General features: G+C 72.1%; 14 protein-coding genes. 10 read left to right on the plus strand and 4 right to left on the minus strand.

Annotated elements, in window-relative coordinates; all coding sequences use genetic code 11:
* Positions 1-14 precede the first annotated feature (14 nt).
* The 4 genes from ACL03H_RS13215 to ACL03H_RS13230 all read right to left on the minus strand — a co-directional run bounded on the left by ACL03H_RS13215 (position 15) and on the right by ACL03H_RS13230 (position 3,246).
* Positions 15-1,706: an alpha/beta hydrolase gene (locus tag ACL03H_RS13215; RefSeq protein ID WP_412811486.1), complete on the minus strand. Its 1,692-nt coding sequence runs from the start codon at positions 1,704-1,706 to the stop codon at positions 15-17.
* A complete protein-coding gene (locus ACL03H_RS13220) occupies positions 1,706-2,008 on the minus strand; it encodes a hypothetical protein (protein ID WP_412811487.1) in 303 nt (100 codons plus the stop codon). Before ACL03H_RS13220 ends, ACL03H_RS13215 begins: the two co-directional genes overlap by 1 nt.
* Positions 2,009-2,088: 80 nt before the next feature.
* Positions 2,089-2,361: a DUF397 domain-containing protein gene (locus tag ACL03H_RS13225; RefSeq protein WP_412811488.1), complete on the minus strand. Its 273-nt coding sequence runs from the start codon at positions 2,359-2,361 to the stop codon at positions 2,089-2,091.
* 21 nt (positions 2,362-2,382) lie between these two features.
* Positions 2,383-3,246 carry a DUF5753 domain-containing protein gene (locus ACL03H_RS13230; protein WP_412811489.1) on the minus strand — a complete coding sequence of 288 codons (864 nt, stop codon included), beginning with the start codon at positions 3,244-3,246 and terminating at the stop codon, positions 2,383-2,385.
* Positions 3,247-3,500: 254 nt separating this feature from the next.
* Here ACL03H_RS13230 and ACL03H_RS13235 point away from each other — a divergent pair, with 254 nt between their 5' ends.
* The 10 genes from ACL03H_RS13235 to tyrS are packed head-to-tail and all read left to right on the plus strand — an operon-like array spanning position 3,501 to position 12,944.
* Positions 3,501-3,644 (plus strand): hypothetical protein, encoded by a 144-nt coding sequence (locus tag ACL03H_RS13235; protein WP_412811490.1) that lies wholly within the window; start codon positions 3,501-3,503, stop codon positions 3,642-3,644.
* Between the two features lie 57 nt (positions 3,645-3,701).
* Positions 3,702-4,727, plus strand: coding sequence for an N-acetyl-gamma-glutamyl-phosphate reductase (argC, locus tag ACL03H_RS13240; protein ID WP_412811491.1), 1,026 nt, complete (start codon positions 3,702-3,704; stop codon positions 4,725-4,727).
* Between the two features lie 38 nt (positions 4,728-4,765).
* On the plus strand, positions 4,766-5,923 hold the full coding sequence (gene argJ / locus ACL03H_RS13245; protein ID WP_412811492.1) for a bifunctional glutamate N-acetyltransferase/amino-acid acetyltransferase ArgJ: 1,158 nt from the start codon (positions 4,766-4,768) through the stop codon (positions 5,921-5,923).
* Positions 5,920-6,837 (plus strand): acetylglutamate kinase, encoded by a 918-nt coding sequence (gene argB, locus ACL03H_RS13250; RefSeq protein WP_412811493.1) that lies wholly within the window; start codon positions 5,920-5,922, stop codon positions 6,835-6,837. The genes argJ and argB overlap by 4 nt, the downstream gene beginning before the upstream one ends.
* Positions 6,834-8,006, plus strand: coding sequence for an acetylornithine transaminase (locus ACL03H_RS13255; RefSeq protein WP_412811494.1), 1,173 nt, complete (start codon positions 6,834-6,836; stop codon positions 8,004-8,006). The genes argB and ACL03H_RS13255 overlap by 4 nt, the downstream gene beginning before the upstream one ends.
* A gap of 50 nt (positions 8,007-8,056) precedes the next feature.
* Positions 8,057-8,980 carry an ornithine carbamoyltransferase gene (gene argF, locus ACL03H_RS13260; protein ID WP_412811495.1) on the plus strand — a complete coding sequence of 308 codons (924 nt, stop codon included), beginning with the start codon at positions 8,057-8,059 and terminating at the stop codon, positions 8,978-8,980.
* On the plus strand, positions 8,977-9,504 hold the full coding sequence (locus ACL03H_RS13265; RefSeq protein ID WP_412811496.1) for an arginine repressor: 528 nt from the start codon (positions 8,977-8,979) through the stop codon (positions 9,502-9,504). Before argF ends, ACL03H_RS13265 begins: the two co-directional genes overlap by 4 nt.
* Before the next feature lie 52 nt (positions 9,505-9,556).
* A complete protein-coding gene (gene argH / locus ACL03H_RS13270; RefSeq protein ID WP_412811497.1) occupies positions 9,557-10,978 on the plus strand; it encodes an argininosuccinate lyase in 1,422 nt (473 codons plus the stop codon).
* Positions 10,979-11,021: 43 nt separating this feature from the next.
* Complete coding sequence (locus ACL03H_RS13275) at positions 11,022-11,651, plus strand: DNA-3-methyladenine glycosylase (protein WP_412811509.1); 630 nt, start codon at positions 11,022-11,024, stop codon at positions 11,649-11,651.
* Between the two features lie 18 nt (positions 11,652-11,669).
* A complete protein-coding gene (tyrS, locus tag ACL03H_RS13280; protein ID WP_412811498.1) occupies positions 11,670-12,944 on the plus strand; it encodes a tyrosine--tRNA ligase in 1,275 nt (424 codons plus the stop codon).
* The last annotated feature ends 242 nt before the right edge of the window (positions 12,945-13,186 follow it).

Here is a 13,186-nt window from a genome sequence, read left to right on the forward strand (position 1 = left end):
CCGTTCTCGGTAGGTCATCCCCAGCGGTCCACGGCCCGGTCCGGGATTCCGGCCGCGATGACGCTGGCGTTGTACTGGCTGGTGTTGCCCCGGGTGAGGTAACCGGTGGGGCCTCCGGTGCCGTGCCAGCTCGATTCCTTTAGCCGCTGCCCATCCGGTGCGACGGCGTCCCCGGTCGACAGGTCGTCGATTCCCGGTTTCCACGAGGGATCGCCGCCGAAGCGCCCGAGATCCGCGACGGCGTCCCACTTCGATTCCAGGTTGTAGAGCTGCCCGTCCGGCACGTTGATCTTGTCGGGATTGGGCGTGCCCACCCCGGGCGACCCCATCGTGAGGGCTGCGTCCACCCCGGTGCCCTCCTCCTGCAGGGCGTACCCCGTGGTGGTGGACCCGTAGGAGTGGCCCATGGCGACCAGGTTCGGGTCGTCCGCTCGGGATTCGTTGATCCCTCGGTAGAAGTCGGCCAGGTCCTCGGCGCCGCGCTTGGCGGGAGCCGAGCTGGCCACGGAGTCGCTGGGGTCCAAGGTCTCCGACAGCTGAGGCGCCTCGTACCCGAGCCAGGTCACGGCAGCGACCTCGCCCCCGTCGCCGTACTGGTCGGACTGCGCCTGCGCGTCCTGCGCCAAGAGGTCCATGCTCCGGTCGTAGTCGCCAAGGCTTCCGCCTTCGACGTTGCTGTCCATCCCCGGCGTGAACACGGTGACGTGCTCGGCCGTGTCGACGTCGCCGATGCCGACGGCCGCCTTGGTCCGCTCGCCGGAGGTGTCCAAGGTCAACAGTTGGCGATTTCCTTGTTCCAGGACCTTTTCCACGTTGTCCAGCGAGGTCAGCTTGGCCTCCACCTGGTCCAGCTCTCGCTGATACCTGCTCCGCACCAGGTCGCCGCCGGGGCCGGGGTGCCGCTCGTTCGCGGCGCTCCGCAGTCGGCCGGCTTCTGCTTGGAGGGTGGCGCGCTCGTCGTCGATGCGGTTGACGTTGGCGGTGTGGCGGACCGACGCCGGGATGCCGTCCATGTTCCCGAGCCAGGGCGGGGGAGCGGCGGCCAGTGCCGAGCGGGTCTCGGCGGGCAGCGACTTCCACCACTCGGCGTTGTGCGCCGGGTCCCCGGGCGGCGGCGGCTCGATCGTCTCGCCGATCCCGCGCGCGTCGCCGAGCGCCGCCGCGTCGGCGAGGGTTTTCGCGCCTCGGGTGTCCATCAGGTCCTCGTCGGCGTCGCCGAGGACCTTGGCGAGCTCGCCGTCGGCGTCATCGGCGCGCGCGACCAGCAACCGCACCCGTTCGGTCAGATCCGGCCGCACCCGCCGGTAGCGGTCCTCGTTGACGCTGCGGACCTCGTCCTCGGGGATTCCCGGTGGGGTGCCGAGGTCGTCCACGGACCCGTCGTCGGCGATGCTGAAGTGCTGGGCCCGCGCGAGGGCGTCGAGTTCCGCGAGCTCGGTGCTGATGGCTCGGACCTCGTCGGCGGTGGCGATGGTGGTGGTGCGGACGGTGGAGATCTCCAGGACGAGTTCGCGCAGGCGCTCGCCGAGCTTCGCGTGCTCGGCGGCGGCGGAGTCGGCGGCCTCGCCGTGCCACTCCCGCGGGCGGCCGGAGTCGGCGAGTTCGTCGTCGAGCTGCACGAGCCGGTCCTGGCGCTGCTTGAGCTCGTCGATCGCCTCGTCCAGGCCGTCGGCGTTCCAGCGGCGGAGGTCGCCGATGCGCACCATCACGCACCACCGCCCCGGGAGGCGCCGAGCTCGTCCGCGGCGCGGCGTTCCCGCGCCTCGTAGTCGCGGGCGCTGCCGGACAGCGAGTCCGCGTACTCCTCGGTGGCGCGGTTCCACCCGTCGAGCGTGCCGCGCCAGCTACCGCCGGTGCGCTCGGCGGCGGGCGCCGAGGCGGAGCCCGGCATCGCCTGCGCGATCAGGTCGGTGGCCGGTTCCAGCCGCACCGACCTGGCCTGCTCGGCGGCGGAGCGGGCGGCCTTCGCCGCCTCCTCCAGCGCCTTCGTGACGACCTCGTAGCCCACGGCACCCCCTCCTCGCGGGGCAGGACACTAACAGCGCGCGGGGGCTTGGCGGGCGCGATCCGGATGATCTCGGCGCGGGGTCACGCCCGGCCGGAGCGGATCGTGCGGAGGAAGGAGCCGAACGCCTCCCGGCTCACGACGAGGACGGCGCCCTCGGCGTCCTTGGAGTCCCGGATCCCCACGGCTCCGGGCTGCACGGCGACCTCGACGCACGCACCGCCGTTTCCCTGGCTGCGACTCGCTTTTCGCCAGTCAGCAGCGGTGGGCACGAACGCGACCTCGACGCACTGGCCACCGCTGGAGCCGCTGCGGCTGGACTTGCGCCAGGTGGCTGTCGAGAAATCCGGGGTCATGTCGCACCTTTTCAAGATCGCCTAGCTGAATGCCTCGGCCACCTTAGCGATGAACTCACGCGACTCCTGGTGCGGCAGTGCGGCCGAGCGCAACCGCTCGAAGACCACGCTGTAGCGGGTGAAGTCCTCGGGCGAGTCGAGGTAGGTCGCGCCCAGCACATCTTCGAGGTACACAGCCGAAAGTTGTTGCTCTGCGAGATGAATGAGTGTGGCTGCCGACGCCACCGCGATCCGGTTCGGAACATCGAACGGGAGGATCCTGACCTCGATGTTCGATTTCTCGGTCGCCTCGATCAAGTGCTCCAGCTGCTCCCGCATGAGCTCGTGGTCGCCCTGCACCCGCCGGAGCGCGGCCTCGCTGAGCACCACTTGCAGATTCAGCGGGTTCCGCCGCCGGGTCAGCACGTCCTGCCGCTGCAACCGGGTCTGGACCTGGCGCTCCACCAAGCGCGGATCGGCAGCCGGTTCCCACGCTTCGATCGTCGATCGCGCGTACGCCTCGGTCTGGAGCAGGCCGGTGACGATCTCCACCTCGTAGATGCGCATGTCCGTCGCCGCGTATTCGAGTGCGTGGAAGCGCTGGAACCAGTCGGGTACCGCGTCCCGGTAGGTCGTGCGGCGCGGACTGCGTCGGGGGAGCTGGCTCGCCAAGCCGATCAGGTACTTCCGGGGCTTGGCGGGCGCGTCGTACAGCGCGGACAGCTTCTCGACCTCGACCGCGGTGACGCCCTGCTTGCCGCTTTCGATCTTGCTGATCTTCGGTGCGGTTCCGCCGACTACGGCGGCGGCCTCGGCCGCGGTGCACTCGGCTTCCTCGCGCAGGCGGCGCAGCTCGATGCCGAGCTGGATCTTGAGCATCTTCGGGTCCGGAGCCATGCGGATCATGATTCCGCCCCATCACTCACGCCGGAAGATCCTTCACCGGATTCAGCGATCGTTGAGGAGCAACTTGCTTAGTAGCGTGCCTTCGCCGATCAAGTCCGACTGGAAGGGGAGTGCCGTGCACGACGACGAGAGGGAAGCGGAGTTGCTGCGGGAGCTGGCCGAGCGCGTGCGCCCGAGGCCCTTCGCGCTCTACGAGCTGATCACCGAGGGCGGCCGGGTGCTCGACGCGGAGGTCTGGCGTCTGGGGGCTGGACGTGAGCGGCCAGCGCGACGCGGACGGCGACGGTCCCGGCGCGGTGTTCGTGGGACCGGGGAGGATGCTGTGCAACGCCGATTCGGCCGAGGCGGCGCTGGCGATGTTCTCGATCATCCGGGAGGTCCGCCTCGTCTGGTTGTGATCGCTTCGCCCCGCAACTTCCTTGATTGATGTTGCACGGGGATGCATAATCATCCGTATGGTGATTCGGGTCGGAGTGGCGGGTGCGAGCGGATACGCGGGCGGGGAACTGCTGCGCCTGCTGCTGGCGCACCCCGAAGTGGAGATCGGCGCGCTGACCGCTGGGAGCAACGCGGGCAGCCGCCTCGGCGCGCACCACCCGAACCTGCTGCCGCTGGCCGACCGCGAGCTCACCGAGACCAGCGCGGCCGCGCTCGCGGGCCACGACGTCGTCTTCCTGGCCCTGCCGCACGGGCACTCCGCCGCGCTGGCCGCCGAACTCGGCGACACCACGATCATCGACTGCGGCGCCGACCACCGGCTCAACGACCCGGAGGCCTGGACCCGCTGGTACGGCGGCGAGCACCCCGGCACCTGGCCCTACGGCGTCCCGGAACTGCCGGGCGCCCGCGAGCGGCTGCGCGGGGCCACCCGGATCGCCGTGCCGGGCTGCTTCCCGACGGTCTCCTCCCTCGCGCTCGCCCCCGCCTTCGCGGCCGGCCTGGTCGAGCCGGAAGCCGTGGTCGTCGCCGTCACCGGCACCTCCGGCGCGGGCCGCGCGCTCAAGCCGCACCTGCTCTCGGCCGAGGTGATGGGCTCGGCCAGCGCCTACGGCGTCGGCGGGGCGCACCGGCACACCCCGGAGCTGATCCAGAACCTCAGCGCGGTGGCGGGCGCACCCGTGCGGGTCTCGTTCACCCCGGTGCTCGCGCCGATGTCGCGCGGCATCCTCGCCACCTGCAGCGCCCCGCTGCGCGGCGACCTCGACACGACCACCGCCCGGCAGACCTACCTGGAGGCCTACGCCGCCGAGCCCTTCGTGCACGTGCTGCCCGAGGGCTCCTGGCCGCAGACCTCCTCCACCGTCGGCGCGAACACCGTGCACCTGCAGCTCGCCGTCGACCCGGACGCGCACCGCCTCGTCGTCGTCGGCGCCGAGGACAACCTCACCAAGGGGACCGCGGGCGGAGCCGTGCAGTGCATGAACCTCGCCCTGGGGCTGCCGGAGACCACCGGCCTGCCGCTCGCCGGCATCGCCCCGTGACCGCACCCCGACCGCACCAGCAGCACCGAGGAGATCGCATGAGCGTCACAGCCCCCGCCGGATTCCGGGCGGCCGGTGTGCCCGCCGGGATCAAGGCGAGCGGAGCGCGGGACCTCGCCCTCGTCGTCAACGACGGCCCCCGGCGGACCGCCGCCGGGGTCTTCACCACGAACAAGGTCAAGGCCGCCCCGGTGCTGTGGTCCCGGCAGGTGCTCCAGGAGCGCAGCCTGCGCGCGGTCGTGCTCAACTCCGGGGGCGCCAACGCCTGCACCGGGCCCGAGGGCTTCCAGGACACCCACGCCACCGCCGAGAAGGTCGGCGAGGTGCTCGGCGCGGGCGCCATCGAGATCGCGGTCTGCTCCACCGGCCTGATCGGCGAGCGGCTGCCGATGGACGCCGTGCTCTCCGGGATCGACGACGCCGCCGCCGCGCTCGCGGACACCGAAGCCGCCGGGACCGACGCGGCGACCGCCGTGCTCACCACCGACAGCAAGGCCAAGCAGGCCGGTGCGGCCGGAAGCGGCTGGCGCGTCGGCGGATTCGCCAAGGGCGCGGGGATGCTCGCGCCGAACATGGCCACCATGCTCAGCGTGCTCACCACCGACGCCGTCGTGGAGCCCGACGTCCTCGACGCCGCCCTGCGCGCCGCCACCCGCACCACCTTCGACCGGCTCGACGTCGACGGCGGCACCTCCACCAACGACACCGTGCTGGTGCTGGCCTCCGGTGCCTCCGGCGTCGAACCGAGCCCCGCCGAGCTCACCGAGGTCCTCACCGCCGTGAGCAGCGACCTCGTCCGCCAGCTGCAGGCCGACGCCGAGGGCGCCACCAAGGCCGTCGACATCACCGTGCGCGGCGCCCGCAGCGAGGACGACGCCGTGCGCATCGGCCGGATCATCGCCGAGGACAACCTGGTCAAGACCGCGCTGTTCGGCTCCGACCCCAACTGGGGCCGGATCGCGATGGCGCTCGGCCGGGCCGAGGCGGAGATCGACGTGGACCGGGTCGAGATCATCACCAACGGGGTCTCGCTGTTCGCGGCGGGACTGCCCAACCGGGACCGCGGCGAGGCCGACCTCAGCGGCCGCGACATCGAGATCGTCGTGGACCTGCACCTCGGCGACCAGGAGGCGACCATCCTGTCCACCGACCTCTCGCACGACTACGTCGAAGAGAACAGCGCGTACTCCTCATGACCGGGAACCCGACCCCCGCCGACCGGCTGGCCACCGCCGCCGCGAAGGCCAGCGTGCTCATCGAGGCGCTGCCCTGGCTGGAGCGCTTCCACGGCGCCACCGTCGTCGTCAAGTACGGCGGCAACGCGATGATCGACGACGAGCTCAAGGCCGCCTTCGCGCAGGACATGGTGTTCCTGCGGCTCGCGGGCCTGCACCCGGTCATCGTGCACGGCGGCGGCCCGCAGATCACCACGATGCTCGACCGGCTCGGCATGACCGGCGAGTTCCGCGGCGGCCTGCGCGTCACCACCCCCGAGACCCTCGACGTGGTGCGGATGGTGCTCGTCGGCCAGGTCGGCCGCGAGCTGGTCGGCCTCATCAACCAGCACGGCCCGCACGCCGTGGGCATGTCCGGCGAGGACGCGCAGCTGTTCACCGCCGCCCGCCGCACCGCCACCGTCGACGGCGAACCCGTCGACGTCGGCCTCGTCGGCGACGTGGTCGCCGTCAACCCGGACGCGGTGCTCGACCTGATCAGCGCCGGGCGCATCCCCGTCGTGTCCACCGTCGCGCCCGACGTCGACGGCGTCGTGCACAACGTCAACGCCGACACCGCCGCCGGGGCCCTCGCGGTCGCCCTCGGCGCGGAGAAGCTCGTCGTGCTCACCGACGTCGAAGGCCTCTACACCGACTGGCCCGACCGATCGTCGCTGGTCTCCCGGATCGACGCCGACCGGCTCGAAGAACTGCTGCCCGGCCTGGCCGCCGGGATGGTCCCGAAGATGGAGGCCTGCCTGCGCGCCGTGCGCGGCGGCGTCCCGCGCGCGCACGTCATCGACGGCAGGCTCGCGCACTCGGTGCTCCTGGAGGTCTTCACCAGCGCCGGAGTCGGAACCATGGTGCTGCCCAGCGAGGAAGGCGAGAACGCATGACCACCAACACCACCGGGGCGCAGCGCTGGCAGGCGTCCATGATGGGCAACTACGGCACCCCGAAGCTCACCCTGACCCGCGGCTCCGGCTGCGAGGTCACCGACGCCGACGGCACCACCTACCTCGACCTCGTCGGCGGCATCGCCGTCAACGCGCTCGGGCACGCCCACCCCGCCGTCGTCGAGGCGGTGACCGCCCAGATCGGCACCCTCGCGCACGTCTCCAACTTCTACGCCCACGAGCCCGGCCTGCGGCTGGCCGAGCGGCTGCTGGAGCTCGCCGGCTGCACCGGCCGCGGCCGGGTGCTGTTCTGCAACTCCGGCGCCGAGGCCAACGAGGCCGCGTTCAAGATCGCCCGGCGCACCGGCCGACCGAAGATCGTCGCCACCGAGGGCGGCTTCCACGGCCGCACCATGGGCGCGCTCGCCCTCACCGGCCAGCCCGCCAAGCAGCAGCCCTTCGCCCCGATGCCCCCCGGCGTCGAGCACGTCCCCTACGGCGACGTGGCCGCGCTGGAATCCGTCGTGGACGACAGCACCGCCGCGCTCGTGCTCGAATCCGTGCAGGGCGAGAACGGCGTGATCGTCCCGCCCGAGGGCTACCTCCGCGCCGCCCGCGAGATCACCGGGCGGCACGGCGCGCTGCTCGTCGTCGACGAGGTGCAGACCGGCATCGGCCGGACCGGCCACTGGTTCGCCTTCCAGCGGGAGGGGATCGAACCCGACGTCATCACCCTGGCCAAGGGGCTCGGCGGCGGTCTCTCCCTCGGCGCCTGCATCGGCATCGGCGACGCCGGCGAGCTGCTGGAACCCGGCCAGCACGGCACCACCTTCGGCGGCAACCCCGTGGCCTGCGCCGCCGCGCTCGCCGTGCTCGACACCATCGCCTCCGAGGGGCTGCTCGACCACGTGAAGGTCGTCGGCGAGCAGCTCTCCGAAGGAGTCCGCGGCCTCGGGCACCCGCTCGTCGCCGAGGTGCGCGGGCACGGGCTGCTGCTCGGGATCCGGCTCACCGAACCCGTCGCCGCCCGCGTGGCCGCCGCCGCGCAGGACGCCGGATACTTGATCAACGCCGTGCAGCCGGACGTCCTCCGGCTGAGCCCGGCGCTCGTGCTCACCGCCGAGCAGGCCCGGCGGTTGCTCGCCGACCTGCCCGGCCTGCTGGGCTGACCGCCCGTTCCGAACGCCCCACCCACCACGAAGCCACGGAGGTGAAACCCGTGACGCTCCGGCACTTCCTGCGCGACGACGACCTGAGCCCGCAGGAGCAGACCGAGATCCTCGACCTCGCCGCGCGGTTCAAGGCCGATCGCAACGGGGACCGCTCGCTCGACGGCCGCTCCATCGCGGTGATCTTCGAGAAGAACTCCACCCGGACCCGGCTCTCCTTCGAGGTCGGCATCCACCAGCTAGGCGGGCAACCCCTCGTCGTCGACGGCCGGATGATGCAGCTCGGCCGCGAGGAGACCATCGAGGACACCTCGCGCGTGCTGTCCCGCTACGTCGACGCGGTCGTCTGGCGCACCTTCGCCCAGGCCCGCATCGAGGCGATGGCGGGCGCGGCCACCGTTCCCGTGATCAACGCGCTCACCGACGAGTTCCACCCCTGCCAGGTCCTCGCCGACCTGCAGACCGTGCGGGAACGCCACGGCGAGCTGCCCGGCCGCACCCTCACCTACCTCGGCGACGGCGCGAACAACATGGCCCACTCGCTGCTGATCGGCGGCGTCACCGCGGGAATGCACGTCCGCATCGGCGCCCCCGAGGGGTTCGCCCCCGCCAGCTGGGTCCTCGACGCGGCGAACGAGCGCGCCGCCGAGACCGGCGGTTCGGTCGCCCTGCACACCGATCCGCGCGCCGCCGTGGACGGAGCCGACGTGCTCGTCACCGACTCCTGGACCTCGATGGGCCAGGAGAACGACGGCAAGGACCGGGTCAGCCCGTTCCGGCCCTTCCAGATCAACGCCCAGCTGCTCGCCGCCACCGGCGTCGAGACCACGGTCCTGCACTGCCTGCCCGCGCACCGCGGCTGGGAGGTCACCGACGACGTCCTCGACGGCCCGGCCAGCGCCGTGTTCGACGAGGCCGAGAACCGGCTGCACGCGCAGAAGGCGCTGCTGGCCTGGCTGGTGCGACGGTCATGAGCACCCGGGCGGCCCGGCAGGCGCGCATCGTCGAGCTCGTCTCGGCGATGGGCATCCGCAGCCAGACCGAGCTCGCGCGGCTGCTGGCCGGAGACGGCATCGACGTCACCCAGGCCACGCTGTCCCGCGACCTCGACGAGCTCGGAGCGGTGAAGCTGCGCGGGCCGGACGGAGGAGCGGCCGTCTACGTCATCCCCGAGGACGGCAGCCCCGTCCGCGGGGTGCAGGGCGGCACCACCCGGCTCAGCAGGCTGCTGGCCGAGCTGCTCGTCTCCGCCGACGGCTCCGGCAACATCACCGTGCTGCGCACCCCGCCCGGCGCCGCGCAGTTCCTGGCCAGCGCGATCGACCGAGCCGCCCTGCTGGAAGCCGTCGGCTCCATCGCGGGCGACGACACCGTGATGGTCGTCGCCAGAGAACCGCTCACCGGCCTCGACCTGGCCGAGCGGTTCACCAACATGGCCTCCGGCGAGCGGACCGCGTCGCCGGAGGGCACCGAGGACCGCGGCGACGAGCACGACTGACCGCCCCGTCCCCGCACCGAACCGACCACCCCGTCCGACAAGGAACAACACCGTGACCCAGCAAGGCAGCGAACCCACCAAGCTGTGGGGCGGCCGCTTCGCCTCCGGCCCGGCCGAAGCGATGGCCGCGCTGAGCCTGTCCACCCACTTCGACTGGCGGCTGGCGCCCTACGACATCGCCGGCTCCCGCGCCCACGCCCGCGTGCTGCACCGCGCCGGGCTGCTCACCGAGGACGAGCTCCAGCGGATGCACGAGGGCCTCGACGTCCTCGCCGCCGACGTCGAATCCGGCGCCTTCCAGCCGGTCGTCGCCGACGAGGACGTGCACACCGCCCTCGAACGCGGCCTGCTGGAGCGCGTGGGCACCGACCTCGGCGGCAAGCTGCGAGCCGGGCGCTCCCGCAACGACCAGGTCGCCACCCTCTTCCGGATGTGGCTGCGCGACGCCACCCGCCGCGTCACCGCCGGCGTCCTCGACGTCGTCGAGGCGCTCGCGGGGCAGGCCCAGGCGCACCCCGACGCGGTGCTGCCCGGCCGCACCCACCTCCAGCACGCCCAGCCCGTGCTGCTCGGCCACCACCTGCTCGCGCACTGCCAGGCGCTGCTGCGCGACGTGAGCAGGCTGCGGGACTGGGACGCCCGCACCGCCTACTCCCCGTACGGTTCCGGCGCGCTCGCCGGATCCTCGCTCGGGCTGGACCCGCAGGCCGTGGCCGCCGAGCTCGGCTTCGACGGCGCGGTGGACAACTCCATCGACGGCACCGCCTCCCGCGACTTCGCCGCCGAGTCCGCGTTCTGCCTGGCCATGCTCGCCGTCAACCTGTCCCGGGTCGCCGAAGAGGTGATCATCTGGAACACGGCCGAGTTCGGCTACGTCACGCTCGACGACGCCTGGGCCACCGGCAGCTCGATCATGCCGCAGAAGAAGAACCCGGACGTCGCCGAGCTCGCGCGCGGCAAGTCCGGGCGGCTCGTCGGCAACCTCACCGGGCTGCTCGCCACGCTCAAGGCTCAGCCGCTCGCCTACAACCGGGACCTGCAGGAGGACAAGGAGCCGGTCTTCGACTCCGTCGAGCAGCTCGACCTCCTGCTGCCCGCCATGGCCGGGATGCTCGGCACGCTCACCTTCCACACCGAGCGGCTCGCCGAGCTCGCCCCCGCCGGGTTCACCCTCGCCACCGACATCGCCGAGTGGCTGGTGCGCCAGGGCGTTCCGTTCCGGGTTGCGCACGAGGCCTCGGGCGAGTGCGTGCGCACCGCCGAGGGCCGCGGCGTCGGGCTCGACGAGCTCACCGACGCGGAGCTCGCCGCGGCGCACCCCGCGCTCACCCCCCAGGTGCGGGAGGTGCTGACCGTCGCGGGCTCCATCTCCTCCCGTGACTCGCACGGGGGGACCGCCCCCGACCGGGTGAGCGAGCAGCGTGACCGGGTGTTCGCGGCCGTCCGCGAGCACCGGGCCTGGCTGGAGGGCTGACGCCCGGCCCCGCCGGGTCAGTACCCTTCCGCCCGTGACTCAGCTGACCCGCGCGGAACTCGCCCACGACCCCCTCCAGGTGGCGCGGCACCTGCTCGGCTGCGAGCTGCGGTCGAACCACCCGGAGGGGGACGTGCGGGTCCGGCTCGTCGAGGTCGAGGCCTACCGGGGCGGTGACGACCCCGCCTCGCACTGCTACCGCGGCCGGACCCCGCGCAACGCCGTGATGTTCGGGCCCGCCGGGCACCTCTACGTCTACTTCGTCTACGGCCTGCACTTCTGCATCAACGTCGTCTGCACCGAGGACGGCGCGGCCGGGGCCGTGCTGCTGCGCGCGGCCGAGATCGTCGAGGGCACCGAACTCGCGCGGCAGCGGCGCCCCGCAGTGCGCAAGGACGTCCAGCTCGCCAGCGGGCCCGCCCGGCTCGCCGGGGTCCTCGGCATCACCCGCGAGCACAACGGGATCGACCTCACCGACCCCGGCTCGCCCGTCCGCTTGTACCGCGGCGAGGCCGTGGACGAGGACGACGTCCGCACCGGGCCCCGCGTGGGCGTCGCCACCGCCGTCGACCTCCCGTGGCGCTCCTGGATCGACGGCTCCCCGGCCGTCAGCCCGTACCGGAGGGGAGGGCGCCGCCGGATCCGGGACCAGGCACGAAACCGGTCGGCCTGATGAGCCAGACTGGTTCGCGTGAGTGAGCACATCCTTGACCAGCTGTCCTGGCGCGGGCTGATCGCGCAATCCACCGACCTCGACGTGTTGCGTTCCGACCTGGACTCCGGCCCGCTCACCCTGTACGCGGGCTTCGACCCGACCGCGCCGAGCCTGCACGCCGGCCACCTCGTCCCGCTGCTGACGCTGCGCCGCTTCCAGCTCGCCGGGCACCGCCCGGTGGTGCTCTCCGGCGGCGCGACCGGCCTGATCGGCGACCCGCGCGACACCGGCGAGCGCAACCTGCACGACGTCGACACCGTCCGGGAGTGGACCGAGCGCATCGGGCGCCAGCTCTCCCGCTTCGTCGACTTCGACGGCTCGGCGACCGGTGCCCTGCTCGCCGACAACGCCGACTGGACCGCGCAGCTGCCCGTCACGCAGTTCCTCCGCGACGTCGGCAAGCACTTCTCGATCAACACGATGCTGTCCAGGGACACGGTCAAGCGCCGCCTGGAGGGCGACGGCCTCTCCTACACCGAGTTCAGCTACATGCTGTTGCAGGCCAACGACTTCGTGCAGCTCAACCGGAAGTACGGCACCCGGCTCCAGCTCGGCGGCTCCGACCAGTGGGGCAACATCGTCGCGGGCGTCGACCTGCTGCGCCGCCAGGAGAACGTGACCGGGCACGCGCTGACGCTGCCGCTCGTCACCGACGCCGAGGGACGCAAGTTCGGCAAGTCCACCGGCGGCGGCAACGTGTGGATCGACCCGGAGCTGACCTCTCCCTACGCCTGGTACCAGTACTTCGTGAACTCCGCCGACGCGGACGTGGCCAAGTACCTGCGCCTATTCACCTTCCTGGAGCAGGAGGAGATCGAGGAGCTGGAACGCCTCACCGCGGAGCGCCCGCAGCAGCGCGCCGGGCAGCGCAGGCTCGCGGAGGAGCTCACCACCCTGGTGCACGGGGCCGACCAGACCCGTCAGGTGATCGCGGCCAGCCAGGCCCTGTTCGGCCGCGCCGACTTCGCCGAGCTCGACGAGGCGACGCTGGACGCCGTCATGGCCGAGGTCCCCACCGCCGAGGTGCGCCTCTCGGACGAGCCGACGATCGTCGATCTGCTCGTCGGGGCCGGACTCGCGCAGGGCAGGGGAGCGGCCCGCCGCACCGTCAACGAGGGCGGCGCCTACGTCAACAACACCAAAATCGCAGATGAGGCGTGGTCGGTGTCCCGGGACGACCTGCTGCACGGCCGCTGGGCGGTCATTCGACGTGGCAAGCGTCACACTGCGGGCATCAAGGTGCTGTACTAACCTTCGAGCAGGGCCGGAAACGGCGGGTGACCAGCATGTTCACCTCCTTCCGGTCCTGCTCGGCGCCGATTTGACTTCTGATCAGCGGGTGGGTAAATTACTTCAAGTCAGCGCGGAACGGGCCGGAAAACGGACCGGGCGCGGCGGGGGTCACGAACCAAGCTCCCAGTTGAGACTGGTAGAGTGGGTGACTCGAAATTCAAACTCCACAAGCAAGCCGATGGTTGTCGGTCGGACGGGGA

The organism is Saccharopolyspora antibiotica (genome assembly GCF_047200635.1).
In the GTDB taxonomy this organism is placed as follows: Bacteria; Actinomycetota; Actinomycetes; order Mycobacteriales; family Pseudonocardiaceae; genus Saccharopolyspora_C.

What these genes read in the sequence shown, in the direction of transcription:
- argC (WP_412811491.1), top strand. Translation starts at nt 3,702, where the DNA reads ATGGTGATTCGGGTCGGAGTGGCGGGTGCGAGCGGATACGCGGGCGGG.
- argJ (WP_412811492.1), top strand. Translation starts at nt 4,766, where the DNA reads ATGAGCGTCACAGCCCCCGCCGGATTCCGGGCGGCCGGTGTGCCCGCC.
- ACL03H_RS13230 (WP_412811489.1), bottom strand. Translation starts at nt 3,246, where the DNA reads ATGATCCGCATGGCTCCGGACCCGAAGATGCTCAAGATCCAGCTCGGC.
- ACL03H_RS13265 (WP_412811496.1), top strand. Translation starts at nt 8,977, where the DNA reads ATGAGCACCCGGGCGGCCCGGCAGGCGCGCATCGTCGAGCTCGTCTCG.
- ACL03H_RS13255 (WP_412811494.1), top strand. Translation starts at nt 6,834, where the DNA reads ATGACCACCAACACCACCGGGGCGCAGCGCTGGCAGGCGTCCATGATG.
- argB (WP_412811493.1), top strand. Translation starts at nt 5,920, where the DNA reads ATGACCGGGAACCCGACCCCCGCCGACCGGCTGGCCACCGCCGCCGCG.
- ACL03H_RS13225 (WP_412811488.1), bottom strand. Translation starts at nt 2,361, where the DNA reads ATGACCCCGGATTTCTCGACAGCCACCTGGCGCAAGTCCAGCCGCAGC.
- ACL03H_RS13215 (WP_412811486.1), bottom strand. Translation starts at nt 1,706, where the DNA reads ATGGTGCGCATCGGCGACCTCCGCCGCTGGAACGCCGACGGCCTGGAC.